The 26,345-nt window shown below is 65.1% G+C and carries 20 protein-coding genes; 7 read left to right on the top strand and 13 right to left on the bottom strand.

The window, feature by feature from the left end:
- Window positions 1-30: 30 nt before the first annotated feature.
- The 6 genes from M1P90_RS02780 to M1P90_RS02805 all read right to left on the bottom strand — a co-directional run bounded on the left by M1P90_RS02780 (window position 31) and on the right by M1P90_RS02805 (window position 6,060).
- Window positions 31-453, bottom strand: coding sequence for a four helix bundle protein (locus tag M1P90_RS02780; protein ID WP_483701132.1), 423 nt, complete (start codon window positions 451-453; stop codon window positions 31-33).
- A gap of 47 nt (window positions 454-500) precedes the next feature.
- Window positions 501-1,424, bottom strand: a complete 924-nt coding sequence (locus tag M1P90_RS02785) for an ABC transporter permease (protein ID WP_483701133.1) — start codon at window positions 1,422-1,424, stop codon at window positions 501-503.
- Between the two features lie 13 nt (window positions 1,425-1,437).
- Window positions 1,438-2,361, bottom strand: a complete 924-nt coding sequence (locus M1P90_RS02790; RefSeq protein WP_483701134.1) for a glycosyltransferase family 2 protein — start codon at window positions 2,359-2,361, stop codon at window positions 1,438-1,440.
- Window positions 2,362-2,367: 6 nt separating this feature from the next.
- The gene (locus M1P90_RS02795; protein WP_483701135.1) at window positions 2,368-3,435 is read right to left on the bottom strand and encodes a glycosyltransferase; all 1,068 of its coding nucleotides are present in this window, start codon (window positions 3,433-3,435) and stop codon (window positions 2,368-2,370) included.
- A complete protein-coding gene (udk, locus tag M1P90_RS02800; protein WP_483701136.1) occupies window positions 3,432-4,103 on the bottom strand; it encodes a uridine kinase in 672 nt (223 codons plus the stop codon). Before udk ends, M1P90_RS02795 begins: the two co-directional genes overlap by 4 nt.
- Before the next feature lie 286 nt (window positions 4,104-4,389).
- Complete coding sequence (locus M1P90_RS02805) at window positions 4,390-6,060, bottom strand: PA14 domain-containing protein (RefSeq protein ID WP_483701137.1); 1,671 nt, start codon at window positions 6,058-6,060, stop codon at window positions 4,390-4,392.
- A 319-nt stretch (window positions 6,061-6,379) separates the two neighbouring features.
- Here M1P90_RS02805 and ilvA point away from each other — a divergent pair, with 319 nt between their 5' ends.
- The 4 genes from ilvA to M1P90_RS02825 all read left to right on the top strand — a co-directional run bounded on the left by ilvA (window position 6,380) and on the right by M1P90_RS02825 (window position 13,592).
- Window positions 6,380-7,612: a threonine ammonia-lyase gene (ilvA, locus tag M1P90_RS02810; protein WP_483701138.1), complete on the top strand. Its 1,233-nt coding sequence runs from the start codon at window positions 6,380-6,382 to the stop codon at window positions 7,610-7,612.
- Between the two features lie 251 nt (window positions 7,613-7,863).
- Entirely contained in the window at window positions 7,864-9,339 is a 1,476-nt protein-coding gene (locus M1P90_RS02815; RefSeq protein ID WP_483701139.1) for a PP2C family protein-serine/threonine phosphatase, read from the top strand.
- Window positions 9,340-9,761: 422 nt separating this feature from the next.
- On the top strand, window positions 9,762-11,525 hold the full coding sequence (locus M1P90_RS02820) for an ABC transporter ATP-binding protein (RefSeq protein WP_483701140.1): 1,764 nt from the start codon (window positions 9,762-9,764) through the stop codon (window positions 11,523-11,525).
- 297 nt (window positions 11,526-11,822) lie between these two features.
- A complete protein-coding gene (locus M1P90_RS02825) occupies window positions 11,823-13,592 on the top strand; it encodes an ABC transporter ATP-binding protein (protein WP_483701141.1) in 1,770 nt (589 codons plus the stop codon).
- A gap of 1,072 nt (window positions 13,593-14,664) precedes the next feature.
- Here the strand turns inward: M1P90_RS02825 and M1P90_RS02830 are convergent.
- The 5 genes from M1P90_RS02830 to M1P90_RS02850 are packed head-to-tail and all read right to left on the bottom strand — an operon-like array spanning window position 14,665 to window position 18,881.
- The gene (locus tag M1P90_RS02830) at window positions 14,665-15,159 is read right to left on the bottom strand and encodes a hypothetical protein (protein WP_483701142.1); all 495 of its coding nucleotides are present in this window, start codon (window positions 15,157-15,159) and stop codon (window positions 14,665-14,667) included.
- Window positions 15,156-16,430 carry a DUF58 domain-containing protein gene (locus tag M1P90_RS02835; protein WP_483701143.1) on the bottom strand — a complete coding sequence of 425 codons (1,275 nt, stop codon included), beginning with the start codon at window positions 16,428-16,430 and terminating at the stop codon, window positions 15,156-15,158. Before M1P90_RS02835 ends, M1P90_RS02830 begins: the two co-directional genes overlap by 4 nt.
- The gene (locus M1P90_RS02840; RefSeq protein WP_483701144.1) at window positions 16,430-17,395 is read right to left on the bottom strand and encodes an AAA family ATPase; all 966 of its coding nucleotides are present in this window, start codon (window positions 17,393-17,395) and stop codon (window positions 16,430-16,432) included. The genes M1P90_RS02835 and M1P90_RS02840 overlap by 1 nt, the downstream gene beginning before the upstream one ends.
- Window positions 17,392-18,024, bottom strand: coding sequence for a hypothetical protein (locus M1P90_RS02845; protein WP_483701145.1), 633 nt, complete (start codon window positions 18,022-18,024; stop codon window positions 17,392-17,394). The genes M1P90_RS02840 and M1P90_RS02845 overlap by 4 nt, the downstream gene beginning before the upstream one ends.
- Window positions 18,021-18,881: a DUF4129 domain-containing protein gene (locus tag M1P90_RS02850; protein ID WP_483701146.1), complete on the bottom strand. Its 861-nt coding sequence runs from the start codon at window positions 18,879-18,881 to the stop codon at window positions 18,021-18,023. Before M1P90_RS02850 ends, M1P90_RS02845 begins: the two co-directional genes overlap by 4 nt.
- Before the next feature lie 629 nt (window positions 18,882-19,510).
- Here M1P90_RS02850 and gatB point away from each other — a divergent pair.
- The 3 genes from gatB (at window position 19,511) to M1P90_RS02865 (ending at window position 24,101) form a co-directional block, all read left to right on the top strand.
- Window positions 19,511-20,962: an Asp-tRNA(Asn)/Glu-tRNA(Gln) amidotransferase subunit GatB gene (gatB, locus tag M1P90_RS02855; protein ID WP_483701147.1), complete on the top strand. Its 1,452-nt coding sequence runs from the start codon at window positions 19,511-19,513 to the stop codon at window positions 20,960-20,962.
- A 1,001-nt stretch (window positions 20,963-21,963) separates the two neighbouring features.
- Window positions 21,964-22,875, top strand: a complete 912-nt coding sequence (locus tag M1P90_RS02860) for an ABC transporter ATP-binding protein (RefSeq protein WP_483701148.1) — start codon at window positions 21,964-21,966, stop codon at window positions 22,873-22,875.
- Between the two features lie 341 nt (window positions 22,876-23,216).
- The gene (locus tag M1P90_RS02865; RefSeq protein WP_483701149.1) at window positions 23,217-24,101 is read left to right on the top strand and encodes an ABC transporter permease subunit; all 885 of its coding nucleotides are present in this window, start codon (window positions 23,217-23,219) and stop codon (window positions 24,099-24,101) included.
- A gap of 147 nt (window positions 24,102-24,248) precedes the next feature.
- Here M1P90_RS02865 and M1P90_RS02870 read toward each other — a convergent pair whose 3' ends face one another.
- Together M1P90_RS02870 and M1P90_RS02875 are read right to left on the bottom strand one after the other, a co-directional pair.
- On the bottom strand, window positions 24,249-25,094 hold the full coding sequence (locus tag M1P90_RS02870) for a phosphodiester glycosidase family protein (protein ID WP_483701150.1): 846 nt from the start codon (window positions 25,092-25,094) through the stop codon (window positions 24,249-24,251).
- 51 nt (window positions 25,095-25,145) lie between these two features.
- The gene (locus M1P90_RS02875) at window positions 25,146-26,060 is read right to left on the bottom strand and encodes a murein hydrolase activator EnvC family protein (RefSeq protein WP_483701151.1); all 915 of its coding nucleotides are present in this window, start codon (window positions 26,058-26,060) and stop codon (window positions 25,146-25,148) included.
- Between the last annotated feature and the right edge of the window lie 285 nt (window positions 26,061-26,345).

The raw sequence follows: 26,345 nt of genomic DNA on the forward strand, positions 1-26,345 counted from the left end.
AGGTTACAGGTTTGCGCGTTGCATGTTGATCTAATCGGCGTCGGGAAGCTGATATTCAGTGTATTCCTCGCGCAAGCGTCGTTCGGCTCCAGCATTGCTCAGATACTGCATGAAGCGCGCAATCTGGCGGCTGCATAGCTCTGCAAGCTGCGTAAGTTCATGAAAAAGTGCCTGATCGATATATCCCGCGTCAAGCGCGACATATAACTGAGCGCGTAGTTCGCCGGCAGAGCCTTTCGCGCGGCCAAGAAATTCGATAAATAGCCCTTGGGTGCGGCTCTCGAAGCCTTCGGCAATGTTTGACATAACCGAAACGCTAGCGCGTCGCATCTGGTCGCGAAGGCCAAAATCGCGTGCAAAGGTTCCCTGGCTTGAGAGCGCGTAAATGCGTTGTGTCAGCTGCCGTGCACTCTGCCAGGCTTCAATTTCTTCGAACCGCGTGATTGTTGGCACGTGCGCCTCAACCTGCAAACTTGCTGACTTGCAACCTGCAACCGTTTCTATACTACGTCGGCGAAATTTTTCTCCATGCGGCGGAAGTAGAACGCCCCGCTCGCCAGCAGCGCCAGCGCCGCCAGCGTCGAGACCAGCACGACCACGCCGGGCGCGTCGCCGGTGCCGAGCAGCGCCCAGCGAAAGCCCTCGACCACGCCAACCATCGGGTTGAGGCCGTAGACGGCGCGCCACTGCGCGGGCACGATGCTGCTCGGGTAGGCGATTGGGCTGGCGAACTGCCAGATCTGCACCAGAAACGGCACGACATACCGCACATCGCGAAACTCGACATTCAGCGCCGAGAGCCACAGGCCCACGCCCAGCGCCGTGACCAGCGCCAGCAGGAGCAGCAGCGGCAGCCAGACGACATTCAGCGTTGGGGCGACCTGAAAGTAGACCATCATGCCGAGCAGAACGATAAACGCCAGCACGAAATCGATCACGCCCGAAAGCACGGCCGCGATTGGCACGACCAGACGCGGGAAATAGACCTTCTTGATCAGGTTGGAATTGCCAACCAGACTGTTCGACGCCTGGCTCAAGCCGTTGGCAAAGAAGGTCCACGGCACCAGCGCGGCGTAGGTGTAGATCGCATAGTTTACTGGCACGGTTTTGTCGAAGCCGCCAAGCGTGCCGAAGAACAGCGTAAACACGACCATGGTAAAAAACGGCTGGATGATCGCCCAGGCTGCGCCGAGCGCGGTTTGCTTGTAGCGCACCTTCACATCGCGCCAGATCAGGAAGTAGATCAGCTCGCGGTAGACCCACAGCTCGCGCAGTTGCAGCGCGATCCAGCCGCGCGACGGGCGAATAATCGTCACGGGCGCGTCGGCGGGGGCGGGCGTGGCGGCTGGCGGTGTGCTGGGTGCCAGGGGATCGCTGGGTGGGCGGCTTTGCGCCTGCATGATGTTCTCGGTATTGTCGGCCATATAGTGCATTATATCACGGGATGGCGTGCTGCTGCCGTTCGCGGCGGGCGCGCCGATTGCGCGCGGTGTGAATGTCGATCAGGCGCTCGAGCCGGGCCGGGCTGCCACTGCGCATGCGCGCCAGTTCGCGGCGCAGCGTCAGCGTTTCGCCCAGGTGGCGGGCGTTCCAGGCCCATGCGCCGAGCAAGGCCGGCTGGCGGAAGCGCACGATCTTTGCCATGGTTTTGAACGCTAGCGCGGCGGCAAACGGTACGATCCGCCGCCAGCGCATGGTTTTGAGGTAGGTGCGCAGGCTGTTTTTGGTGGTTTCGTCGTCCCAGCGCCGCCCGCCCGCGCTGCCGCCGCGCTCGTGATACACCAGCGCGCCGAAGTCTTCGAGCACGCGCCAGCCAAGCAGCCATGCCCGCCAGCACAGGTCGGTGTCTTCCCAGTAGAGAAAAAAGCCCTCGTCGAAGCCGCGGAGCTGCTGCCATGCCGCCCGCCGAACCATGAGCGCCGCGCCGGGAAGAGCGGCTGTTTCGCCCAGCCGCGTGGGCACCTGCGGCGGGGCTTCGTCGGGGTAGAGCGTGGTGGGCGCAATCAGCCCTGCATCGGGCGTATCACGCATATCTTCAACCAACATGTGGAGCCATTCGGGCGTCACGCGCACATCGGGGTTGATGAACACAAGCAATTCGCCACGCGCCGCCGCCGCGCCCTGGTTGCATGCCCGCCCAAAGCCAATGTTTTCGCGGTTGGCCAGCACCTGCGCGTTAGGCGCAAGCGCGGCGGCGCGGGCAGCGGTGCCGTCGGCCGAGGCGTTGTCGACCACCAGAAGCTCACAGGGCGTGTAGCGCGTGGCGGCCAGCGCGCCCAGGCATTCGGGCAGCAGGGCGGCGCTGTTGTAGGTGACAACAATCAGCGAGACGAGCGGGTTTTCGGCGTTGGTGTCAGGCATGGCGTATTAGCTCACGGCGCGGCGATAGGCGGCGACAGTTTGCGCGGCGATGTTTTCCCAGTCGAAGGCGCGCGCGCTTGCCAAGGCTCGCTCGCCCAGCGCGGGCAGGTCGGCGTGCGCGAGGGCGCGGCTCAGCGCGGCAGCCAGCGCATCGGCGTCGCCAGGCGCGAACAGAAAGCCATTTTCGCCTTCGCGCACCAGCTCGGCGACGGGCGGCAGCGCGGGCGCAAGCACGGGCCGGCTGTAGGAAAGCGCGGCCAGCAGCGCGCCTGAGGTGAGCATGCTGCGGTAGGGCAGCGCCACCAGATCGGCCGCGCCGAAGTAGGTCGCCAGCGCGTCGTCGGGCACGAACTGCGCCTGCACGCGCGCGCCCGCAATGCCCCTGGCCTGCTGCTCCAGCGCGCTTGTATAGGCGTGATCTTTGGCCGCGCCCGCGATCAGCAGGGTGCCGCGCCCTTCGGCGGGCAGTTGAGAAAAGGCGGCTAAGAGATCTTCCAGCCCTTTGTAGGGCCGCAGCGCGCCGAGCGCCAGCGTCACGCGGCCAGTGGCGGGCAAACCCAGCGCGGCGCGGCTGGCGGCTTGCGCGCGCGGCGGGCCATATGCGCCGATGTAGTTGCCGTGCGGAATGACCGTGCAGTGCGGCAGTGGGCCATAGCGCGCTTCTAACAGCGAGCGGGCGGCATGGCTGTGCGCAATGATCGCGGCGCTGCTGCGCGCCACAGCGCGGTACACGCGAGCGGCCCAGGCCGGGTGGCGGGTTTCGTGCGGCTGGAGGTTGTGCGCCGTCCATACCTGCCGCACGCCGCGCGCGCGCAGCGCCGCCAGCACGGCCAGAAAGGCAATGCTGCGGGCAGCAGCCTGGGCGGCGCTCGGGTGCTGCGTCAGCTCGTCGAAGAAATGCAGGTGCAGAATGCGCGGGCCAGCGCCAAACAGCGCGCGCGGCAGCTCGGCGCGTGGCCGCCCGCGCCGCACCAGAACGGCATACGCCGCCATTGGCGCGTAGAGCCGGTCGAGGTAGGGGTTGGTGGGTAGCTGTGGCGGCAGCGAGTAGACCGTGAGCGCGGGCTGGGTCATGCTGCGCCACGCTCGTGCAGCATCAGGGCGATGCGCGCCGTGACCATGTCGATGGCAATGGCGTTGAGCCCGCCACGCGGAATGATGATGTCGGCGTAGCGCTTGGACGGCTCGACAAACTCCAGGTGCATGGGCCGCACGGTGGTGAGGTATTGCTCGATCACCGACTCGGCGCTGCGCCCGCGCTCGACAATATCGCGCTGCAAGCGGCGAATGATCCGCATGTCGCTCTCGGCGTCGACAAAGAGCTTGATGTCGAGGCGTTCGCGCAGCGCGGCGTCGGCAAAGATCAGAATGCCTTCGATCAGGATCACCGGGCGTGGCGGCACGATCTCGGCGGGGCCGCGCACGTAGGTGGCGAAGTCGTAGGTTGGCACATCGGCCGGCTCGCCGCGAATCAGCGCGTCGACATGCGCAATAAACAGCTCGTTATCGAAGGCGTCGGGGTGGTCGAAATTGATCTGGCGGCGCTCGGCCAGCGGCAGGTGCGCCAGGTCGCAGTAGTAGGAATCGTGCTGGAGGTAGGTGATGCGGTCGCTGCCAACGCGCTCAAGAATCGCCTGCGAGACGGTGGTTTTGCCCGAGCCGCTGCCGCCCGCCACGCCAATCACCAGCGGGCGCGCGGAAGCTTCGCGCTGGTATGCGTATGGCTGCTGCGGATCGGCCATGGTTGCGCCTTGCTCGGCTCGTTGCTGTTCGCGCATTCGGGCATGCGCGGCGCTGTTAATTGTAATGGGAAGCTGCTCGTGTGACAATGGCCTGCTCTGCTACTGCAATGCGTAGACGGCGCGATTGTACCACAGGCAAGGCGGGGCGGCGCACATGTTTGCGCCGCCCCAGGTTTATGCCAAAATCACAAATCCATCCACAGATGGCGCAGATTACACAGATAGGAGGTCTATCATCTGCGTAATCTGCGTCATCTGTGGATACTTGTCGTTCTCCCGTGCCAGTTTACGGCTCCTGGAAGCTCGCCTGCTCCCAGATACGGTCGTTCAGGTAGCCCTGCACGCGGGTGATGTAGTCGTTGGCGGGCTGGGTGTGCCAGCGACCGGCGAACCAGCGCCCCATGCAGCCCCACGCATCGCCAGCGGCATAGTTCTGCCCCTTCTCGACGTCGTTCAGCCACCACTCGTAGCCTTCGTAGCAGGCGCGCCAGATCGCGTAGGCGGTGTCGGCGTTGAAGGCGGTTGAGTTCTCGATGCCCGGCCATGCCGATTGCTCGTAGGGGTAGCGGTTCTGCAACACGCCCCAGCTTTCGGGGCACTGCCCGGCCACGCCATCCACGCCCAGGCCGTGGCCCGGCGCGCAGCGCGTGGCGTCGGTGGTCCAGTCGCCCTTGGTGCTTTGCCGCCACCACGACTCGACGGCGGCCTGCGCGCGCACCATGTCTTCGTCAACGCCCCACTTGCAGGCCGTCCACTGCAAAATTTCGTCGGTGCTGCCGGTGAAGTTGCCCGTCACGCGCGCGGCGATCTCGCTGTTGGCGCGCGGGTCGCCGCTCAGGAAGCTGCTCGACAGCTTCTGATTGCCGGGCGTGGCGTTATAGGCCGCGTTCGCGCCTTTGTTCTCGGGCCGGCGCTTCACCGCTGCGGCGCACGCGGCGTCGCTGGGCAGCGCCGCGCCGGGTGGCAAGGTGCTGAAGTAGCGCCCGGTGCCAGTGCTGGCGGTCGGTGTGGCAGTCGGCGCGGTTGTGGTTGCGGTTGGAACGACTGCCGTGGCGGTTGGCGCGCTGGTGGGCGCGGCGGTTGCCGTCGGCGCGCTGGTGGGTGTGGGCGCAGGTGCCGCAGCCGCAGGGAACAGCTGGCTTTGCGGGATCACCTGCTTGGCCTGGCTGGCGCTCGACCATGCCAACGCGATCTGGGCGGTGTTTGTACTTTCGTAATATTCGAGCTTCAGGTCGTACTGCTGCCCGGAAAGGAGCGCAATCGTGCCCTTGTTCTCAGTGGCGGTGTGGTTGGTCCAGTTATTCACCAGACGCTTGCCATTCACCCACAGGCGCACGCCGTCGTCGGAGGTGGTGTAGAAGGTGTAGGTTTCCGAGAAGCGCGGCAGCACTTTGCCCTGCCAGCGCACCGAGAAGGTATCCGCGCCCATGCTACTCGCGGGCGCGCCGCTGCCCCAGCTGAAGTTGACCGTGGCGTCGGTGCGGGTGAGCTTGAGCGCAGTGAAGTCCTGATTGTCATAATACTGACCGGTCAGACCGCTGCCCGCGCTCGTTGTTCCAGTCGCGAGTGCGAGCTGGCCGGCCGCGTCGTTCCACTGGTACAGCGTACCCCAGCCCGGCGCGAACAGGCCGATTTTCAGCGTGTAGTTGCCAGTGGTCGCGTTCGCGGGCACAGCCCAGCTGGCGCGCAAGGTGCGTGCCTGCCCGGCCGCGAGCGCCTGGTTGTCCCAGGCTTGCTGGAAAACTTTCTGACCGCTTGGGCCGTATACTTCCAGATCCACAAGCGCGCTTGTGGCGGCGCTACTCTGCACCACCACGTCAATCGCGACGGCGCTGCCGGGCGCGGCGGTGGCGGGCGTGGCGCTGGCGCTGCTGCTATAGCTGGCTGCCGAGGTGGTGTGCGGCACCAGCACGGCAACAACACAGAGGGCGAGAACGAGCAAGACAATGCGTTGCAAAACGGGGTTTCCTTTCCATATCCTTGTCACCAATCTTCACCAAGTTTTTACCAGATCGCCTGCGCCAGGTCTACACGATTACGCTCATTCCATGCCCACGTTTGCGTGTAGCACCCAGAATTGCCTTGCCAAAGCTGCGCCCGCGAATCGTACAAAGACGCATATTTGTTCGTTTCCCACGATCCTGCGGCGTTTTGTCTCAGCTTTCTGTGGAAGAGTGTATGGCGCAGCACGCCCGCTGGCGCGTGGTACAATACGGCTTCGAAACCATTGGGACGCTTAAGAAGGGCGGTCATCCGCCAACAGCGAGGTTGCTGCTATGACTGTCACGCTGGCCGATATTCAGGCTGCCCGGCGGGTGCTGCGCGGGGTGATCAGCGCCACGCCCGTGCTGGCCGACGAGCGCCTTTCCGACGACCTGGGCGCGCGCGTGTTTTTGAAGGCCGAAAACACCCAGCGCAGCGGCTCGTTCAAAATTCGCGGCGCGTACAACACGATCAGCCGGCTCGCGCCCGAAGAGCGCGCGCGTGGCGTGATCGCGCACTCGGCGGGCAACCACGCGCAGGGCGTTGCGCTGGCCGCCAAGCTGCAGGGCATTCCCGCCACCATCGTCATGCCCGAGCGCGCCCCGCTCACCAAGGTCGCGGCCACGCGCCGCCTCGGCGCAGAAGTGATTCTGCACGGCGCGACCTTCGACGACGCCGGGGCGCACGCGCGCGCCTTGCAGCAGGAACGCGGCCTGACCTATGTGCACGCCTTCAACGACGAGCGCGTGATCGCCGGGCAGGGCACCATCGGCCTGGAGATTGTCGAGGCGCTGCCCGATTTGCAGGTTTTGGTGGTGCCGATCGGCGGCGGCGGCCTGATCGGCGGCATCGCAACTGCCGTCAAGGCGCTCATGCCCGACGTGCGAATTGTGGGTGTGCAGGCCGCCGGGTGCGCGCCCGTGCTTGAGTCGCTGGCCGCTGGCGAGCCGGTTACCTCCGCAACCGCGCGCACCATTGCCGATGGCATCGCGGTCAAGCGCCCCGGCGACCTGACGCTGCCAATCATTCGCGAGCTGATTGACGAGGTCGTGACGGTCGATGACGACGAGATTGCGCGCGCCATTGCCCACGCCGCCCAGAATGTGCGCCAGGTGGTCGAGGGCGCGGGCGCGGCCGGGCTGGCGGCGCTGGTCAGCCGGCGCGTGGCAGTTGCGGCGGGCGAAACCGTGTGCACGGTGCTGTGCGGCGGCAACATCGATGGCAACCTGCTGGCGCGCGTGCTGGAGCAGGTGCTGGTGAAGCAGGGGCGCTATATGCTGCTGCGCACGTCTGTGGACGACCGGCCGGGCAACCTGGCCCCGCTGATCGACCATGTGGCGCGGGCTGGCGCGAATGTGATCGATATCTTCCACCGCCGCGCCGTCTGGCTGGTGCCGGTCGACCGCGTGGGCATCGAGATGGTGCTGGAAGTGCGCGACGAAGAACACGCCCAGCAGGTTCTGCACGACCTCGCCCGCGCCGGCTATGTGGTCGAGCGCGAAGGGCAGGGGCTGTGGCCGGGCTAGGTGCCAAACTGAGCCACAGAGAACACCGAGAGCACTGAGCGAGAAAACCAAACTCCGTGCCCTCTGTGCGCTCTGTGGCTTAAATTCCTTCGTTATAAAACAAAATCCTCCGACGCAGGTTCGCGAAAACGCACGCGGGCCTGCGTTGATTCTGTGTACAGCTTGTCATCGAATGCTCACCTCTCGCTGATTGTGCGCGCCGGGCAGGCTGCTATACTCGACAACGAAGCCTAATAGTCCGACATCGTGCCATGACAACATTTTTCTGGTTTGCCCAAACTGCAAATACAATTACCCTGGTTGTCGCGCTCGCCGCGCTGCTGCTGGTGCTCTGGCTCGGCCCGCGCCGCTGGACAAACCTGAGCTTTGCGCTGTTCCTGCTGGCCCTGAGCACCTGGATGGGCTTTAGCATCGTGGGGCGGCTGCTGGTGAACGTGCCGCAGCTTGGCGGCAACCCGGCCGCCGTGATGAACTGGGTGGCGCTGGGCTTTGCAATGCTGGGCGTCACGCTGTTCTGGTTTGTCGAAAGCTTCTATCCGCTGGGCCGGCGCGCGCGGCTGGCGCTCAACCTGCTGGCCTTTGTGATCTATGCGCTGTTCGTGGTGCTGCTGCTGCGCAACGAAATCGTGACCGACGTGCGGCGCGGCTCCGACGGCGGGATCGATTTTGGCATCACGCCATTCGCCACCGCGCTGTCAGCTTTTCATTATTTATTTGAAGGAATAGCGCTGGCACTGCTGGTGCGCAATGCCGCGTGGCGAACGCACCGGCCATTGCTGATTGGGGCGCTGATCGTGACAGTTACCACCGTCGCTGCGCTCCTCAGCCCGGCCATCTCGGTGCAAACCTACACCATCGCCATCGGCGCGCTGTTCATGGCCTACGAGGTCGTGAAGCAGCAGCTGTTCAGCCCGATGGTGCAGCTCAACCAGCACCTCGAGTCCGAGGTCGAGCGGCGCACCGCCGAGCTGGCGCAGTCGCTGGAGGCGCAGGAGCGCGTGCGCAGCGAGCTGGCCGCCGCCCGCACGATCCAGCTCAGCCTGCTGCCGCACACCACGCCCGCGCTGCCGAATATCAAAGTCGCCGGCAGCTCCATCCCGGCCAAAGAGGTCGGCGGCGATTTCTTCGCCTACCACACCTACGCCGATGGCCGGCTGGGCGTGGCGGTTGGCGATGTCAGCGGCAAAGGCATCCCCGCCGCGCTGCTGATGGCCCTCGCGCTCAACACCTTCGAGACGCTGGTCGACACCTACCACGACCAGGGCGACCTGCTGGAAGCCTGCAATCTCAGCCTCGCGCCGCGCATGATGCAAAGCCGCCAGAATGCGGCGTTTCTCAGCGTGGTGCTCGATGGCCGCAACTACGAGGCGCAGGTTGCGAATGCCGGCCTGATCGCGCCGTTGCTCTGGCGCGGCGGGCAGGTGCAGTATGTCGAAAGTTTTGGCCTGCCGCTGGGCGCGATGCACGGCGCGAGCTACACCGAGCAGGTCGTTGCGCTCCAGCCCGGCGACAGCCTGCTGCTGGTGAGCGACGGCATTGTCGAGGCGATGAACGCTGGCGATGAGCTGTGGGGTTTCGAGCGGCTGGAAGCGGCGTTTCGCGCGCATGGCGGCGGCGAGCCTGTGGCAATTGTCGATGCGCTGGTGTGTGCGGTGCGCGGGTTCGTTGGCGATGTGGCGCAGCACGACGACATGACCGTGGTGGCCTTGCAGATCTGCCCGCCGTAGGGCGCGTATCATGCTCATCGCAAGATACGCACTACAAAGCTAAGAGCGTAGTTTGTAGTGCGTGGACCTAAACCTACTGCCTAGCAAATAAGGATGTCGAGAGCATTTTCACCACCAAGACACCAAGGCACCAAGGCTTAAGAAACCTATAAACCTTGGTGCCTTGGTGTCTTGGTGGTTATTTAAAAGGTAGTGGACGCAAATCTTCCAATAGCGCTCAGCCACCAATTTCGCCGCATCCCACATTTGTCCCCCGATTTTCGCCCCATCACCCGCGCGGCTGTGGTATAGTGCAGCCGCACCTTCGTATATCGATATATTGCCCCGGCCGCGCACCTGGCCCGCCTCGCGGCGGCGCGCTTTGCTGCGCCCGACCCCATCCGTCTGCGGCACGCGCCGCACCCAGAGCGAAAGGAGAATGCATGCACCGCTTGTTTCGCGGGAGTGGCGTGCGCTTTTTGCTGCCCTACACCCGGCCCTATCGCGGCCACTTGCTGCTTGGCACGCTCTACGCGGCCATTGGCGCAAGCGCCAGCGCCTACAGCCCGGCGCTGCTTGGCCGCGCCATCGACGACCTGCGCGCGGGCGTGGCGCTCGATGCGCTGCTGTGGTACGCGCTTGGGCTGGTTGGGCTCGCCACCACGCTGGCGATATTCCGCTACATGCTGCGCATGCTCAGCGGCGCGGTGGCCGTAGGCGTGACCTACACCATGGGCCAGGCGATGTTTGCGCGCCTGCTCCAGTTCGACCAGCGCACGCTGCGCGACTATGGCACCGGCGACCTGCTGTCGCGCGGCACCAGCGATTTCATCTACATCTGGCGATTTTTCAGCGCCGGCTTTCAGATGTCGGCGCACGCGCTGTTTCTGCTGGGCATCGGCTGCGGCATGATGGCGCTCACCAGCCCCTTGCTGGCCGGCATTGTGGTGGTGATGCTGACGCTCAGCGTGGCGCTGCAGCTTGGCTTCAACCACACCATCGAGCACGCCTTTGTGCGGGTGCAGCGCGAGCTGGCGCGCATGTCGGCCTTTTCGCAGGAGCACCTCGGCGCGGAGCGCATGCTGGCCGCCTACACGCAGGAGCCGCCGACCATTCGGGCGTTCGAGCGCGTCAGCGAGGGCTATGCGCGTGAAAACCTGCGCTACGTGTTGATGTCGAACGCGGTGACGCCACTGCCGAATCTGGTGGTGCGCCTGGCCTCGACGCTGGTGCTGGCAATCGGCGGCATCATGATTATTCAGAAGCAGCTCACCCTCGGCCAGTACGTGCAGTTCATTGTTTACCTGACGCTGCTGAGCAATGCGGCCCTGCAGCTCAGCCGCGCAGTCGAGCGCCTGCAGCAGGGCAGCGCCGCCGCCGAGCGCATTGGCGAGGTGCTGCTGCGCCAGCCCGAGATCGTCGATGCGCCCGACGCGGTCGACCTGCACCCGCGTGGCGCGCTGCGCTTCGAGCATGTGAGTGTGCGCTTCGAGGGGCGCTCGGTGCTGCGCGACGTGTCGATTGATGTGCCGGCCGGCACGACGGTGGGCATTGTTGGCGCGACCGGCGCAGGCAAGAGCACGCTGCTCAGCCTGATTGGGCGGGTGCGCGACCCCGACAGCGGGCGCATTTTGCTGGACGAGCACGACCTGCGCAAAGTGAAATTGTCGGCGCTGCGCCGCGCGCTGGGCTACGTGCCACAGGAAACGCTGCTGTTTGGCATGTCGCTGCGCGACAATATTGCGTTTGAAGGCATCGAGATGCCGACCAGCCGGATTGAAACTGCGATGCACGCCGCGCGCCTGGTGAACGACCTGCCGCAGCTCCCGCAGGGTCTGGCCACGGTGGTAGGTGAGCGCGGCACCTCACTTTCGGGGGGGCAGCGCGCTCGCACGGCACTCGCCCGCGCCCTTGTGCGCGACCCGCAAATTCTGGTGCTCGACGATGCGCTGGCGAGCGTGGACGCGCACACCGCCGCGCAAATTCTGGGCGAGCTGCAAGGCTACCGTGGCGAGCGCACCTGCATCATTGTGGCGCAGCGCATCGCCGCCGTGCGCGACGCCGACCAGATTGTGGTGCTCGACGAGGGGCAGGTGGCCGAGCGCGGCACGCACCAGCAGCTTCTCGCAGAAGATGGCCTCTATGCCGCAATGTACCGCCGCGAGCTGAAGCAGGCCGAGGAAGAAGATGAGCGGGTGAACGGGTGAGCGCAGTTGGCGGTCGGCGGTCGGCAGTTGGCAGTTGGCAGGAACGAACGGGTGACAAGATGACAAGGTGAAGGGGTGAAAGGGTGAGCGCAGTTGGCAGTTGGCAGTTGGCAGTTGGCAGGAACCTGAAACTTTCAACCTTCAAACCTGCAACCCGAAAACCTTCGCGCTCTTTGCGGTTAATCATCCTGTCGTCAGTTGTCAATCTAAAATCTCCGTGCCTCTGTGTCTCTGTGGTGAATTTCGCGTTCGTCATTCGTCATTCGTCGTTCGTCTGCCGGCAAGGAGATCAGTTCAATGACTGAAGCACGCCAATCGCGCAGCCAGGACGCTGCGATGTTCAAATTGCTGGCGACCACGCTTGCGCCGCACTGGCGGCCAATGGCGGTGGCGCTGGTGCTGTTGCTCGTCACTGCTGGCTTGAGCCTCGCGCCGCCTTACCTGCTGGGCCAAACCATCGACGGACCAATTGCGCGTGGCGACACAGCCGGGCTGTGGCCGCTGGCCGGCTTGTATGGCGGCGCGGCGGTTGCACTGTTCCTGTTGCAGTACGCGCAAACCTATTTCCTGCAGCAGGCCGGCCAGCGCGCGCTCGCCGATCTGCGCACACTCTTGTTCCGCCATTTTATGGGGCAGGACCAGGCCTTTTTCGGGCGCTACCCGACCGGCGAGCTGGTGACGCGCCTGACCAGCGATATCGATGCGCTGAACCAGTTGCTTTCGAGCAGCGTGGTGACGATCCTGACGGAAAGCGTGACGCTGGTGGCGGTGGTGCTGGTGATGTTTGCAGTGAACTGGCGGCTGGCGCTGCTGGCGCTGGGCGTGCTGCCCATTCTGCTGATGGTCACGCGCTACTTCCGCTGGCGCATCCGCCGCTCGTCCACCGGCGAGCGCACCGCGCTGGCGATGATCAGCGGCTTCCTGAACGAGCACCTGAACGGCATGCTGCTGGTGCAGCTGTTTGGCCGGCAGCCTGCCAGCGCGCGCGACTATGGCGTGTACAACCACGGCTACCGGCAGGCGCTGCTGGTGCTGCGCCAGAACAGCGCAATGTTTCTGGCAGTGCAGGAGGTGCTGGCCGCGCTGGGCCTTTCGCTGCTGCTGTATGGCGGCGGGAATGGCGTGCTGGCCGGCTGGGCCACGCTTGGCACACTGGTGGCGTTTGTGCAGTATGCCGACCGTGCTTTCCAGCCGATTCTGCGCCTATCGGAGGAGTATAACTCGGTGCAGATCGGCCTCGGTGCGGCCGAGCGCGTGCAGCGCATGCTCGAGTCGCAGCCGGCGATTGTGCAGCCAGCCAGGCCCGTGGCCCTGCCACGCGTGCGCGGCGCGGTCGAACTGCGCCACGTGAGCTTTGCGTATGTGGCCGACGAGCCAGTGCTGCGCGATGTTTCGCTCCAGATCCCGGCCGGGCAGACGGTGGCGATTGTTGGCGCGACCGGCGCGGGCAAGTCGAGTTTGGTAAGCCTGCTGGCGCGCTTCTACGACCCGCAGATGGGACAGGTTGTGCTCGATGGTGTGGATATTCGGCAGATGGATCTGGCGGCGCTGCGCCGGGCAGTGGCGGTGATCCCGCAGGACCCGGTCTGCCTCGCGGGCACAATTGCGATGAATATCCGCCTGTATCGCGACGATATCAGCGACGCCGAGGTGCGCCGCGCTGCCGAGCTGAGCAATGCCGCGCACTTCATTGAGCAGCTGCCGGGAAGCTACGACTACAAGGTTGCGCCGGGCGGCACGAACCTGTCGGTTGGGCAGCGACAGCTGTTGTCGCTGGCGCGCGCGCTGGCGCTGAGCCCGAGCGGCGTGCTGGTGCTGGATGAAGCGACCAGCAGCATCGACACGGCCAACGAGATGCTGATCCAGCAGGCGCTGGCGCGCATTCTGCACACGCGCACGAGCGTGGTGATTGCGCACCGCCTGAGCACTATCCGCGACGCCGACCGGATTATTGTGATGGAGCGCGGGCGCATTATTGAGGATGGCACGCACAGCCAGCTATTAGAGCGCGGCGGGGCGTATGCGCGGCTGCACCGGCATCAGTTTGGCACACAGGCGAGCCGGTAGGGGATGGGCGTATGCTATACGCCCGAACTATGCTTGAACCGCAAAGAGCGCAAAGGGCGCAGAGAGTTGAAGGTTTGCAGGTTGCGGGTTGCAAAGTTTGCAGTCTGCTCGTCATTGCCGACTGCCGACTGCGAGGATACACCGCAAAGGTAGGGGGAGAACGGAACCACGAAGGCACGAAGGCACGAAGGACGGAAGACGAAGGACGAAGGACCAATAAGTTTCACCGCAAATGGCGCAAAGAGCGTGGAAGTTGGGGGAGAACGGAACCACGAAGGCGCGAAGGACGGAAGACGAAGGACGAAGGACCAATAAGTTTCACCGCAAAGGGCGCAAAAGGCGCAGAGAGTTGAAGGTTTGCAGGTTGCAGGTTGCAAAGTTTGCAGTCTGCTCGTCATTGCCGACTGCTAACTGCCAACTGCCGACTGCCGACTGCCGACTGCCGACTTGGAGGATAAGCGCAAAGAGCGTGGAGTTGGGGGAGAACGGAACCACGAAGGCACGAAGGCACGAAGGACGGAAGACGAAGGACGAAGGACGAAGGACGAATAACTTTCACCGCAAAGGGCGCAAAGGCCGCGAAGTTTTTGGGTGCGGAACCACGAAGGCGCGAAGACCCAAGCGCATATTGATGGTGTTTTACAATTTAACCCAAACAGCCCGCGAAGGCGGGCTTCGCTGTAATCTAGCCCGCTGCTTTAGCGGCCGGGGCGAAATGGTTGTCTGATTATTTTGTAAAGGCTCATCAATACGCCCGAATCACAAAGGCAAAGAAAGGTAGCGACCGGTACACCATCATTGCCGGGTGGTACACTGCCATTGTCGGGTGGTACACTGCCATTGCCGGGTGGTACACTGCCTTTGCCGGCTGGTGCAGTGTCATTGCCGGACGGTGCGGTGCCTTTACCGGGTGGTGCAGTGTCATTGCCGGGCGGTACATTGCCGTTGTCGGGTGGTACAGTGTCGTTGCCGGGCGGTGCAGTGCCAATGACGGCTAGTACACTGTCGTTGCCGGGCGGCTCCTCGTGCGCAGGAGCTTTCGTCCTACGTCTTTCGTCTTTGGTCGGTGTCGCTATCCCCCATCGCGCTGGAGGGTGCGCACAAGCTGGCCGAGCGCGACAATCGCGACCACGCCGAAGAAGATTACCCAGCCAAAGCTGATTGCAACGCGCAGAACGAGCGCGAGGCCGCCAAGCGCCAGCCCGGCACCCGCGACCGCGCCCACAGAGCGCAGGTGCGCGCGCTCAAACGTGGCCGCGTCGGCGACCTCGCCGGCAGCGCGCAGCCGTGCCGCGAAGCGCGCCAGATCCCACGCCACCAGCGCGGCCAGCATGCCAAGCAGCAGCACGGGCGCGGGCGCGCCCTGCGACGGCCCGGCGGCAGCGACGATGGCCGCGCCGGCCAGCCCCACGCCGCTGACATTGGGAAGCTCGCGCCACACACCCGCCAGCCAGGCAGCCCCCACAAGCACCGCAGCAAGTGTGCCGATCCAGCGCCCGGCGATCGCATAGGCAAGCGCCAGCAGCAGGGCCGCCACGCCGATCGCCAGCAGGGCATTTCTTTTCATATTCTCCCTCGCTGCGGCATGGGCCGGCTCAGCGCCGTGTCGGCAAGCTGGTGGAAGGGCAGCGCCACATCCCAATCGATCACGGTGATGCCGGCGCGGCGAATGTCGGCTAGCAGCGTGGCGCGCTCAAGGTTCGCCAGGCGCGCAGCCAGGTCGAGCGCCGCGCCGGGGCCGTGGGCCTGCCGCTCGAACAGGATTGGGTTGGGCGTGATGACGAGGATCTGGTAGCCGCGCGCATGGAGCCGCCGCAGCACATCGCGGTCGCGCGATTTGAGCGGGCTGATCAGAATAAGCTGCGAGCGCGCCGGAAACAGGCGCGTGGGAATGCGGTCGAAATCCTCGAACACCGGCGCGTCGCCCAGCTCGGCGCGGGCCAGGGCGCGCAGCACGCGCTCGCGCTGGAGCTTGCCGTAGCCAGGGTAGGTCCAGTTGAGCGTGTTGCCGTAGAGCAGCAGCCCCACGCGATTGCCCTGGTCGAGCAGGGCAGTGCCAAGCGCGGCGGCGGCCTGGATGCTGTGCTCAAGCAGCGCGCCGCGCAAGGTGTGGACGTTGCTGCTCAGGCGCACGTCGACGATCAGGCCGACCTCGGTGACGCGCTCTTGCTCGAACTCATTGACAAAGAGCTGGTCGGGGTGGCGGGCAGTGGCGCGCGCGCTGACCCAGCGCGTCGGGTCGCCGGGCTGGTAGGGCCGCACGCCAAAGAACTCGATGCCGGGGCCGCCCTGCCGCGCCGGAATCGATCCGGCGTAAATCTGCGTCTGGCGCGGGCGAATGGCGAGCCGCCGCAAGCGCAGCACATCGGGCAGGATGAACAATTGGCCGGGCGCATTGACAAACGCCTCGCGGCCCAGGACGCCAAGCGGCTCGCGGGCGCTGGCCTGCACCCCGGCGAACTGAAACACGCCGCGCGCCCCGCTGACGCTGTAGGAAAACTCCGCGCTCGCGCCCGCCGGCAGGGCCGTGAGCAGGCGCGGCGTGCCTTCGGTCACGGCCAGCCCGGCCGGCACGCGATCTTCGAGCAGCAGGTCGGCCAGGGCCGCGCCGGTGTTGGTGACGCTTACTTGCACAGTCACAGGCGTGCCGGGCGTGGCGCGGTCGCTGCTGAGTGTGCGCGTGATGCGCAGGCTGGGCGCGGCCGGGCGGGCCAGCAGCGCGGCGGCCAGCCACACCAGCGGCAGCAGCGCAAAGGCCAACACCGCGCCCTGGAGCGTGGCGAGGCCGGCCAGCACGAGCGCGTAGATCAGCGCGCCCAGCAGCAGGGCCGGTCGCATCAGCGCGCCCCTTCGAGCGTCGGCACCGCCACGGCGCGCACCACGTCGGAAAGCACGTCGTCGGCGGCGCGGCGCTGCATCCAGAAATCGGGCGTGAGCAGCAGGCGGTGAATCAGCGCGGGCTTCACAAAGGCCTTCACATCATCGGGAATAACATAGTCGCGGCCATCGAGCGCGGCCTGTACGCGGGCTAGCTTGAGCAGCGCCAGCGAACCACGCGGGCTCGCGCCCACCGCCACGCGCCGGTCGCGGCGGGTCGCTTCCACCAGCAGCACGATATAGCGCTCGACATCTCGGTCGACATGCACATCCTCGATTGCGGCGCGCAGCCCGAGCAGCTCGTCGCGGCTGGTTGCGCGCTCGACTGTTGGTTCGTCTTCGCGCCGGGCGCGCCGCCGCCGCAGGATTTCCTGCTCGTCTTCGATGCTGGGGTAGCCAACCGAGAGCTTCATCAGGAAGCGGTCGAGCTGAGCTTCGGGAAGCTGAAACGTGCCTTCGTACTCAATCGGGTTTTGCGTCGCCAGCACGATAAACGGGTCGGGCAGCGCCATGGTTTCGCCTTCCAGCGTCACCTGCCCTTCCTGCATGGCTTCCAGCAGCGCAGATTGCGTTTTGGGCGAAGCGCGGTTGATCTCGTCGGCCAGGATGATGTTGGCGAAGATCGGGCCTTTGCGCAGCTCGAAACGGCCCTGCTGGCGGTCGTAGACATAGCTGCCGGTGATGTCGCCGGGCAGCAGGTCGGGCGTGAACTGAATGCGGCGGAATTCCAGCCCGAGCGCGCTGGCGAAGCTTTTGGCGATCAGCGTTTTCGCCAGGCCGGGGTAATCTTCCAGCAGGACATGCCCGCCCGCCAGCGCCGCCGCGAGGATCTGCGTCAGCAGGGCGCGCTTGCCCACAATGGCGCGCTCGACCTCGGCAAGCACGCGCGCGCCCAGCGGGGCGACATCGGTCACGGCCAGATTCATGGGGTGCTCCGTTCCTCTTCTTCGTCGTCGGTATGCAGTTGGCGTTCGAAAAAATGCACCACGCGCTCGGGCTCGATGTCGAGCGGGTCGGCTGTGCTGGTGCTGCGGCCCAGCCACTGCCAGAGCCATGCGAAGCGCGCGGGCGGCACGAAATTGCGGCGTCCGGCGCGCAGGAAATCGCGCACGTCGGCGGGCATGCCCAGGCTTTCGCTTTCCAGAAACTGCCAGGCTGGCACGCCCTGCGTTTGCTCGGGCGAGGCCAGCAGGTTCATCGCAAGCTCGCCCATGCGCTGCGAGAGCAGAAAGCGCGCATAGCGGTCGTTCGCGGCGCGCTCAAGCAGGCCGGCCCAGGAATACAGCGTAGTGGAAGCGGGCGTGGCGGGTGGCGGGCTGGCGTAGCGCGGGCGCTGCGGCGGGGCCATGCTGCGCAGCGCTGCCACCAGCGCCACCAGCACAAAGCCGCCCCACAGCACATACTGCGGCACGCTGCTGAGCAGCACGCCAGCCACAAACCACAGGTAAAGCAGCGGCACCACCACGGCCTCGCGCACCGCGCCGATGATCGTGAGCGCCAGCGCGACGGCGGCCAGAATGCCCACGCCAAGGAGAATGGCAGTTTGCCGGCTCATCGCGCGCTCCCATAGCCTTCGGCAATCGCCGTCAGGCAATCGAGCGCTTCGCGCTCCTCGCGGGCGCTGGCCTCGCGCGCGCCATAGCGCACCCGCTCGAACAGGCGCGTGAGCTGGCGCACGTGGTCGTCGCGCACGCCCGCCGCCGCCAGCGCCCGCTCGAATTCGCGGGCGGTCATGCTGTCCGAGCGCTCGACGCCGCGCCCTTCGGCCAGGATGCGGCTCATCTCGCGGTAGCAGCGCAACACCGTGTCTTTCAGGTCGGCCCCAGCCTGCAAGCCCGCCACGGCAGCCTGCGCCTCGTCGGCCAGCTGCGCCAGCGGGGCACGTGGGGCACGCGCGCGCCGCCACGCAATCCACACCGCGGCAATAATCATGGCGGCCAGAAGCAGGCTAATCAGCAGTGTGAGCCATGACGAGGGCTGGGCGGTGAACTCGGGAAATGGCTCGACATTGCCGGGCGGCGGCGTTGCGGCGGCTGGCACCGGGGCGGGCGGGCTGTCGCCGGGCAGGGCGTGAAGCAGGCCAAACAGAATATAGAAGACCAGCACCGCCGCCATTGCGATCAGAAAGCGGCGCAGCAGCTCGCGGCGCAAATCGGGCGAGATGATCAGCCCGATGCCCAGGATCACCAGCATCACCAGCATCACGACCGCCATCACGCGCTGCCAGAACGCCGCCGACACCGGGTCGATTGCGCGCGTCGGCCCGCCGTCGGCGAACACGGCACGCAGGCGGCTAAGGTCGTAGACGTGGCCGGGGGCGAAGGTGAGGCTGGGCAGGCTCGCAGCGAGCAGGAGGAGGGCGGCAGCAGCGCCGCCGAGCCAGATCAGCATCCTGATGCGATCGCGCGGCATCATTTCTCCAACAGTGGATGAAACAGAACGTTTGGGTGGTGCGCGTGATTATACCAGCATTGCCGGGCGCGTGCCAGCGCGGGATCATGCTATAATGCCCGCCAGAACGCCGCCGCTGTGGGTGTATTGTGCCCGGCCCGTGAACGGGCGGGCTACATATGGCGAAGCCCGCCTGCGCGGGCTGTCTGGGTAAGCTGAAGCAGGCTTGCAGCCCGCTTCAGCGGGCTTTGTATCTTGTAGCCCGCTGCTTTAGCGGCGGGCAGGGGCGCGATTGTGAGCCGTGCAGAATTCGCCTTATGCCCGGCCCGTGAACGGGCGGGCTATATATGGCGAAGGCCGCCTGCGCGGGCTGTCTGGGTAAGCTGAAGCAGGTTTGCAGCCCCGCTTCAGCGGGCTTTGTATCTTGTAGCCCGCTGCTTTAGCGGCGGGCGGGGCGCGATTGCGAGCCGTGCAGAATTCGCCTTATGCCCGGCCCGTGAACGGGCGGGCTGGCTGGGTAAGCTGAAGCAGGTTTGCAGCCCGCTTCAGCGGGCTTTGTATCTTGTAGCCCGCTGCTTTAGCGGCGGGCGGGGCGCGATTGTGAGCCGTGCAGAATTATACGTCGCACCGGCTACTGTGGGGGGAACCCAATGGAATATCTGGTTACGATCGGGCTTGAGGTGCATGCCCAGATCCGCACAAAATCGAAAATGTTCTGCGGGTGCAGCGCCGAAGTTGCCGGTGCCGCGCCAAACACGCACGTCTGCCCGACCTGCATGGGTCTGCCCGGCGCGCTGCCCTACATCAACCGCCGCGCCGTGGAGATGGCTGCGCTCACCGGGCTGGCGCTGAACTGCCGCATCCAGCATAACAACGTCATCAGCCGCAAAAATTATTTCTACCCCGACCTGCCTTCCTCCTACCAGCGCAGCCAGTTCGACGACCCGCTGTGCGTGGCGGGCTGGGTCGAGATCGCGGGCGAGAACGGCAACAAGCGCATTGGCCTCACCCGCGTGCATATCGAAGAAGATACCGGCAAGCTCAACCACCAGTCCGATGGCGCGTCGCTGGTCGATTTCAACCGCGCGGGCGTGCCGCTGATGGAGATCGTTTCCGAGCCCGACCTGACCTCGCCCGAGGAAGCGCGCCGCTACTTCCAGAAGCTCCAGCAAGTGCTGCGCTGGATCGGCGTGAATACCGGCAACATGGAAGAAGGCGCGCTGCGCTGCGACGCCAACGTTTCGGTGCGGCCGGTTGGGCAGAAAGAGTATGGCGCGAAGGTCGAGATCAAGAACATGAACTCGTTCCGCGCGGTCGAGCGCGCGCTGACGTATGAGATTCAGCGCCAGATCAAGGCGCTCGACGCGGGCGAGCTGATTCGCCAGTCCACGCGCGGCTGGGACGAAGATCGCGGCGTGACGGTCGAGCAGCGCCTGAAGGAAGGCTCGGAAGATTATCGCTACTTCCCCGAGCCCGACTTGCCGCCGCTGGTGCTGAGCGACGAGTGGATCGCGGCGCGTGGGGCCGAGCTGCCCGAGCTGCCGCACGAGCGCAGCGCGCGCTTTGTCGCCGCTTACGGCTTGAACGCGAACGACGCCGACGTGCTCACGGTCGATCGCGCCGACTCGGAGTATTTCGAGCAGGCGGTGGCCGCCGCGCAGGCGCAGGGTGTGGCCGCGCGCGATGTGGCGAACTGGGTCACGGGCGAATTGTTCCGCCTGACCAAAGACACTGGCGAGTCGCTGGCCGACATCCACGAGCGCTTCAAGCCGGCCTATGTTGGCGAGCTGATTACGCTGCTGGCGAACGGCACGATCACGCGCACCAGCGCGAAAGAAGTCTTCGAGGCCAGCTTCCGCGATGGCAGCGCGCCATCCGAGGTCGTGCGCACGCGCGGCCTGGCGGTGATCGGCGGCGGAGACGCGCTGGCCGCGATGGCGCGCGAAGCGATTGCCAGCAACCCCAAGTCGGTGGCCGACTACAAGAGCGGCAAGACCGTCGCGATCAAGTTTCTGGTCGGCCAGGTGATGAAGGCATCCAAAGGCCAGGCCAACCCGCAGGCCGCGCAGACCGCGCTGGAAGACGAGCTGGCGAAGGTGTGATCATCGCAGCGTGACGAGGACGAATGACCGAGGACGAAGGACGAACGTGCGGATGCTCGCGCTCGGTCCTTCGTCTTTGTTTGTGGGCCTTTTACCACCAAGACACCAAGGCACCAAGAACCGCGGAACCACTGAACTGCGGAACCTGCAACTTGAAAACATTCAAACCTGCAACTTCTCCCTGCCTTCGTGTCTTCGTGGTGAAGCTAAATCGCGTACACCGCCTATGGATGCAATTGTTACCGCTTACCACCAAGACACCAAGGCACCAAGAACCGCGGAACCACTGAACTGCGGAACCTGCAACTTGAAAACATTCAAACCTGCAACTTCTCCCTGCCTTCGTGTCTTCGTGGTGAAGCTAAATCGCGTACACCGCCTATGGATGCAATTGTTACCGCTTACCATCAAGACACCAAGGCACCAAGAACCGCGGAACCACTGAACTGCGGAACCTGCAACTTGAAAACATTCAAACCTGCAACTTCTCCCTGCCTTCGTGTCTTCGTGGTGAAGCTAAATCGCGTACACCGCCTATGGATGCAATTGTTACCGCTTACCATCAAGACACCAAGGCACCAAGAACCGCGGAACCACTGAACTGCGGAACCTGCAACTTGAAAACATTCAAACCTGCAACTTCTCCCTGCCTTCGTGTCTTCGTGGTGAAGCTAAATCGCGTACACCGCCTATGGATGCAATTGTTACCGCTTACCATCAAGACACCAAGGCACCAAGAACCGCGGAACCACTGAACTGCGGAACCTGCAACTTGAAAACATTCAAACCTGCAACTTCTCCCTGCCTTCGTGTCTTCGTGGTGAAGCTAAATCGCGTACACCGCCTATGGATGCAATTGTTACCGCTTACCATCAAGACACCAAGGCACCAAGAATCGCGGAACCACTGAACTGCGGAACCTGCAACTTGAAAACATTCAAACCTGCAACTTCTCCCTGCCTTCGTGTCTTCGTGGTGAAGCTAAATCGCGTACACCGCCTATGGATGCAATTGTTACCGCAAGCCTGAGCAAACGCTACGGCCCGCGCGCCGCCGTCGACGCGCTCGATCTGCGCGTGCCAACCGGCAGCATCTTCGGGCTGCTCGGGCCGAATGGCGCGGGTAAAACCACAACCATTGCGATGCTGCTGGGGCTGGTGCAGCCAAGCGCGGGCCGCGCCGAGGTGCTAGGCCACGACGTGCAGCGCGCGCCCGCGCAGGCGCTGGCCGGCGTGGGCGCAATGGTCGAAGCGCCGGCCTTCTACCCCTACCTGTCGGGCCGCAACAACCTGCTGGCGCTGGCGCGCGCCGAGGGCCTGCCGCCCGAGCGCGCCGACGCGGTGCTGGCGTTGGTCGAACTGAGCGCGCGTGGCAAGGACAAATACCGCACCTACTCGCAGGGCATGCGCCAGCGCCTGGGCATCGCCGCCGCGCTGCTGCGCGACCCGCAATTGATTATTCTCGACGAACCAACTAACGGTCTCGACCCGGCTGGCCAGATTGAGATCCACGCGCTGATCCGCAATCTGGCCGCCAGCGGGCGCACCATTCTGCTTTCTTCGCACCTGCTCCACGATGTCGAGCAGCTATGCGACCGGGTGGCGATTTTGAAGGAAGGGCGGCTGCTGGCTGGCGGCGCAGTGAGCGAACTGCTCGGGCGCGGGCGTGGTCTGCTGCTGCGCGTGGCCGCCGAGCCCGAGCGCGCCGCCGAGGTGCTGCGCGCCTTGCCGTGGGTCGCGGGCGTCGTGCCGCAAGGCGATGCCTTGCGCGTCGATGCGCCCGCCGAGCGCGCCGCCGAGCTGAGCACCGCGCTGGCTGCGCGGGGCATCGCCGTGGCCGAGCTGCGCCCAAGCGCCGCTACGCTGGAGGATTTCTTCCTGACGATCACGCGGGCCAACGACGACGGCGGGTGACGTTTTACCACAGAGGCACGGAGACACGGAGAAGTTGAAGGTTTGAAAGTTGAACGTTGCTGGTTGTGATGACCGATGACCGATGACTGATGACTGACCGCCAGAAAATTTACCACGGAGGCACGGAGACACGGAGACACGGAGAAGTTGAACGTTGCTGGTTGCTGGTAGGGCAAAATCCCAAGATTTATCCACAGATTGCGCAGATTGCGCAGATTATGGCTCTCATATCTGTGTAATCTGTGGATACATGTCGTTCCATTCAATCCTGACGTGGCCTTCGGCTGTATGTGTTGAAAATTCAACACTCAACACTCAAAACTCAACACTTCTGAAACACCATGCTCAACCTGATCCGCTCCGAATGGTTCATTCTGCGCCGGCGCCCGATTGTGTGGGTGCTGCTGGCCCTGCTGGTGGGCTTGTTTGTGCTGCTGCGAATCACCGAGTATATGGTGGTCGCGCTGTACGATGGCACGCTCACCGGCGGCGAGGCACGCATGGCGCTGCTGCGCGACGAGCAGGTGCAGCAGTTTCGCTTGCAGCTCGCTTTCCCCGGCATTTTTGGCGCGGCGCTCGGGCATATCAACAGCGTGGGCGGGCTGTGCGCGATTGTGCTGGCGGCTGGCGCGGTCGGCAGCGAGTATAGCTGGGGGACATTGCGCGCCGCGCTGGCGCGCCGGCCCGATCGCGGGCGCTGGCTGCTGGCGAAAATCGCCACGCTGCTGCTGGCGCTGCTGGCGGGCATTGCGATTGTGCTGCTGGCTGCGGCACTGCTTGGCGCGTTGCTTGGCGGGCGCGGCAATGTAGGGGCGGCGCTGCTGCAACTTCCGCTGGGTGTGCTGCGCGCGCTGCTCGTGCTGCTGCCCTACGTCATGGTGACGGTCGCCAGCGCAATTATTGGGCGCGGGGCGCTGGCCGGCGCGGCGGGTGGCTTTCTGTTTCTGCTGCTGGATGTGGGCCTGGGCGCGCTGTCTGCGTTTGGGCAGCTCAGCCCCGCGCTGGCGCTGCTGGTCAACCTCGTGCTCCAGCCGAATATCAACACGCTGGTGGTGCAGAACAGCCGCAGCTTCGGGCTCGACCCGGCGGTGCTGGCAAGCTCGCTCGACCTTGCGGCGCTGCCGGGGCCGCTCCATGCAGTGCTGGTGATTATGGCATGGAGCGCGCTTTTTGGCGGCTATGCCCGCTGGGCGCTGGCGCGGCGCGACGTTGGCGGGGCGGGGTGATTTGCGACCGACAACCGAAGGTCACCACGAAGGCACGAAGACACGAAGACTTTGAATTATTGTCGACTGCTTACTGCCATCTGCCGACTGCATACTGCCTCCCGCCGACTCCTGACTTCTGACTCCCGACTTCTGTCTTCTCGCCCACTACTTTCCCTCCACCAGCAGCACCGTCGGCAGCGGGCCAAATGAGTCGATTGTTTCTTCGAGCGCGCCATCCTTCAGGTACATCCCCGTCGACGAGCCGCCGTCGAGGTTGAGCGCCCGGTCGATTGCGAGATCGCTCTGGCTGAGCCACGCCGCCAGCCCGCGCAATGTCCAGCCCGCGCTCGGCGCAGCGATGATCAGCAAGCGCCCCGACTGGTCGAGTGCCAGAGCCGAGCGGCGCGACCGCTCGCCGTTGTCCTCGATTTCGGCGGGGATGTTGCCCGGGAAAATCAGCATGGGGAAAGATTGCAGCGCCTGGTCGAGCGGCTCGGCCGGGTCGTAGGTTTCGTCGCGCAGCGGGCGAATGCTGACGCTGCCGTCGGGCGCAACCGCGAGCATGCCGCCAAAGCCGGCGTAGCTTTCGCCGCTGGGCGCGCCATCGCTGACGAGCAGCGCGGTGGTGCGATATTCTTCGGTGAAGAAGCCGCCATTGATCGCAAGGATTGGGTTGGCCTGGCTGAACCAGCTGCGCAGCGGGCGCGGCTCGTCGGGGGCATAGGCCACGCGCAGGTGCACGGCGGCCGGGTCGACGCGCACAATCACCAACGGGGCGGATTTGCCGTCCTGCTGCGCGTCGATGCGGCGCATCTCGACGCCGGGCCGGCCGGCGAGCCAGCCGGTGTCGGGGGCGAGCGTGGCATTCGGGAGCGTTGGCGCGGGCTGTGCTGCGGTGGGAAAAAGCGTCGCAATTGGAATGGGCCGCTGCGCGGGCGACGGGGTTGTGGTGATGTCGCAGCCGCAGAGCAGCAGTACGCCGGCAATACTGAGATGTCGCAAAATTTTCACAACAATAACCTGCGTGTCGGTTGATGGCGGCGCTATTATACCAGCCGCCGCTCAGGGCGCGGCAACGGCGGGCAGCAGATTGAAGCCGACGCCCGAAGGCCGGCCATCGCTGCCGGTGTCGCGCGTGCTGGCGGCGAGGGCGGCCGCCCAGGCGCGCGTGCCGTCGGGCAGGGCGAGCTGATACCACAGCGTGTAGGCGAGCGCGCTGGTGGCCGCGCTGTCTTCTGGGCCGGCCCAGACGGCGAGCAGCGGGTAGCGCGTGCCGGGCGCGAGCGCCAGTTCGCCCAGCGGCGCGGGTGCGGCGTCGGGCGGGGCCGACCAGAGCGCGAGGCTGGTGGACATGGGTTGGCTGGCGACAATCGCTTCGCCGCTGGCATCGGCGGGCAGCATGCGCCGGGCAATCGTGTGAACCGGGTTGCGCCAGCCCAGCGCAGCGGGCAGATCGGGCGATGCGATAGGCCAGTAGCCGGGGCCGGGCGGGCAGTTCGGGCCGCAGCGGAAGGCGTAGCGCGGCGCGTCGCCATTCACCACGCCGGTGGTGACAAACGTGCGCAGCTCGAAATGCAAGTGGTTCGGCACATCGTCGCCGCGCCGCAGCACCCGGCCAAGCAGCGCGCCACGTGCCACCGTATCACCCACACGCACGCTCAGCGCGGGGTCGAGGTGGCCGTACATCGACACCAGATCGCCGCTATGCCGCACCAGCACCACGCGCCCGGGATAGTTCGCGCCGGCATACACCACCTCGCCGGCCGCAATCGCGTAAACATTCGCGCCGGCCGTGTCGCCCTCCTGGGCATACCAATCCTCGCCGGTATGCCAGTATCGCGGGTTATACCAGGTATTCTCGGTGCCAAAGCCGTGCCGGATGATGAAGCCATCGCCGAGCGCTCGCCCAGCCACACCAATTGGGTAGGAAAAGGTTGGCTCGATGGCCTGCAGGTGCGTTGGCTCAGGCGATGGCAATGGCGCCGCGCTTGGCGAAGCAGGAATGGTGCTTGGTCGTTCCGTGGGTGCCGCGCTTGGTGCCGGCAGGGCGGGCAGCGGGGCCGTTGGCGCGGCAGGCGTGCCGGCTCTGGATTGGCACGCAGCCAGCGCCAACAATAGCAATAACGAAACGAGAACCCGCAATTTTGGTAGCTCCTGTCTGGCGTTTCTGCCCAACACCGCAGCACGAAGCAGGCCAGTAATCTCCCGCAAGAGCGGCGCAACGCCGGGGTGGCCAGTGCGTAGATCAGTGCATGGACGTTG

Source organism: Kouleothrix sp. 19917, assembly GCF_057073505.1.

Bases quoted from the DNA above. Each gene is read 5' to 3' on its own strand.
- M1P90_RS02785 (WP_483701133.1), bottom strand. From the start codon at position 1,424: ATGGCCGACAATACCGAGAACATCATGCAGGCGCAAAGCCGCCCACCC.
- M1P90_RS02790 (WP_483701134.1), bottom strand. From the start codon at position 2,361: ATGCCTGACACCAACGCCGAAAACCCGCTCGTCTCGCTGATTGTTGTC.
- M1P90_RS02795 (WP_483701135.1), bottom strand. From the start codon at position 3,435: ATGACCCAGCCCGCGCTCACGGTCTACTCGCTGCCGCCACAGCTACCC.
- udk (WP_483701136.1), bottom strand. From the start codon at position 4,103: ATGGCCGATCCGCAGCAGCCATACGCATACCAGCGCGAAGCTTCCGCG.
- ilvA (WP_483701138.1), top strand. From the start codon at position 6,380: ATGACTGTCACGCTGGCCGATATTCAGGCTGCCCGGCGGGTGCTGCGC.
- M1P90_RS02815 (WP_483701139.1), top strand. From the start codon at position 7,864: ATGACAACATTTTTCTGGTTTGCCCAAACTGCAAATACAATTACCCTG.
- M1P90_RS02820 (WP_483701140.1), top strand. From the start codon at position 9,762: ATGCACCGCTTGTTTCGCGGGAGTGGCGTGCGCTTTTTGCTGCCCTAC.
- M1P90_RS02825 (WP_483701141.1), top strand. From the start codon at position 11,823: ATGACTGAAGCACGCCAATCGCGCAGCCAGGACGCTGCGATGTTCAAA.
- M1P90_RS02830 (WP_483701142.1), bottom strand. From the start codon at position 15,159: ATGAAAAGAAATGCCCTGCTGGCGATCGGCGTGGCGGCCCTGCTGCTG.
- M1P90_RS02835 (WP_483701143.1), bottom strand. From the start codon at position 16,430: ATGCGACCGGCCCTGCTGCTGGGCGCGCTGATCTACGCGCTCGTGCTG.
- M1P90_RS02840 (WP_483701144.1), bottom strand. From the start codon at position 17,395: ATGAATCTGGCCGTGACCGATGTCGCCCCGCTGGGCGCGCGCGTGCTT.
- M1P90_RS02845 (WP_483701145.1), bottom strand. From the start codon at position 18,024: ATGAGCCGGCAAACTGCCATTCTCCTTGGCGTGGGCATTCTGGCCGCC.
- M1P90_RS02850 (WP_483701146.1), bottom strand. From the start codon at position 18,881: ATGCCGCGCGATCGCATCAGGATGCTGATCTGGCTCGGCGGCGCTGCT.
- gatB (WP_483701147.1), top strand. From the start codon at position 19,511: ATGGAATATCTGGTTACGATCGGGCTTGAGGTGCATGCCCAGATCCGC.
- M1P90_RS02860 (WP_483701148.1), top strand. From the start codon at position 21,964: ATGGATGCAATTGTTACCGCAAGCCTGAGCAAACGCTACGGCCCGCGC.
- M1P90_RS02865 (WP_483701149.1), top strand. From the start codon at position 23,217: ATGCTCAACCTGATCCGCTCCGAATGGTTCATTCTGCGCCGGCGCCCG.